The organism is Pseudomonas sp. DCB_BI, assembly GCF_026240995.1.
Taxonomy (GTDB): Bacteria; Pseudomonadota; Gammaproteobacteria; order Pseudomonadales; family Pseudomonadaceae; genus Aquipseudomonas.
In genome coordinates this window covers 1-1,098 of sequence record NZ_JAPFCG010000055.1, presented here as the reverse complement: position 1 = coordinate 1,098, position 1,098 = coordinate 1, and the positions used below count along the sequence as shown (strand labels likewise).

The 1,098-nt window shown below is 61.3% G+C and carries 1 protein-coding gene; it reads left to right on the top strand.

The window, feature by feature from the left end; all coding sequences use genetic code 11:
* Positions 1–52 precede the first annotated feature (52 nt).
* Entirely contained in the window at positions 53–1,069 is a 1,017-nt protein-coding gene (locus OO258_RS27255; RefSeq protein ID WP_008435491.1) for an IS30 family transposase, read from the top strand.
* Positions 1,070–1,098 lie beyond the last annotated feature (29 nt).

The window sequence follows — 1,098 nt, the reverse complement described above, 5'->3', positions numbered from 1 at the left end:
GGCGGCGGCAAAAACTGAGTGCAACACCTGACCTTTCCGGTAGGGTGTTGCCATGTCTTATCACGAACTCAGCGTTGAAGAACGCTCCGATATCCAGGTCAGTCTGCTGCGTGGCATGAGCCAGCGCGCCATTGCCCGAATGCTCAACCGCAGCCCCTCAACGATCAGTCGCGAGATCCGTCGCAATCGTGATGCCCGGGGTGAGTACACCACCCAGCATGCCCAACAAGCCATGCGCGATCGTCGATTGCCCTGCCGGCCCCGGCAAAAGCTGGTGCCCGGCAACGAATTGTTCGAGCTGGTCGCCCACCTGCTGCGACAGCGCTTTTCTCCCGAGCAGATTGCCGGCAAGCTGCGAACCATGAAATCCCCAAGCTTCGAAGACGCCTACGTCTGCCGCGAGACGATCTACAACGCGATCTATGCCCTGCCGGTCGGCGAACTGCGCAAGGAGCTGATCATCTGCCTGCGGCAAGGCAAAACCTCCCGCCGTCCGCGTTCTGGCGGCGTAGATCGCCGTGGCCAGATCCCGGACATGGTCAGCATCCATGTGCGTCCGCCGGAGATCGAGGATCGCGTGATGCCGGGACATTGGGAGGGCGACTTGATCAAGGGCAAAGCCAACGCATCGGCCGTGGGTACGCTAGTCGAACGCACCAGCGGCTACCTGATGCTGGTGAAGATGCAAGACGCGACGGCGACCTCGGCCGTGGAAGGCTTCAGTTCGGCGCTGAACCATATGCCGCTGGCGGCCCGCAAGAGCATGACCTACGACCAAGGGCGGGAGATGGCGCGTCACGCGGAAATCACCCAGAAGACCGGGGTGGCAATTTACTTCTGCGACCCGCACAGCCCCTGGCAGCGCGGCAGCAATGAGAACATCAACGGACTGATCCGCCAGTACCTGCCCAAGGGCACGGATCTGTCGGTGTGCAGCCAAGAGCAGTTGGATGCGATTGCCTACGAGTTGAACATCCGACCGCGTAAGCGCTTCGGTTTCAAGTGCCCCATCGAGGTCATGACCGAGCTGATGGCCAAGCATCACGAGGCTCCCGCCTCAATCCAGTAACTGTGTTGCACTCAGCTCCTGCAACCGCC

What these genes read in the sequence shown, in the direction of transcription:
- OO258_RS27255 (WP_008435491.1), top strand. Translation starts at nt 53, where the DNA reads ATGTCTTATCACGAACTCAGCGTTGAAGAACGCTCCGATATCCAGGTC.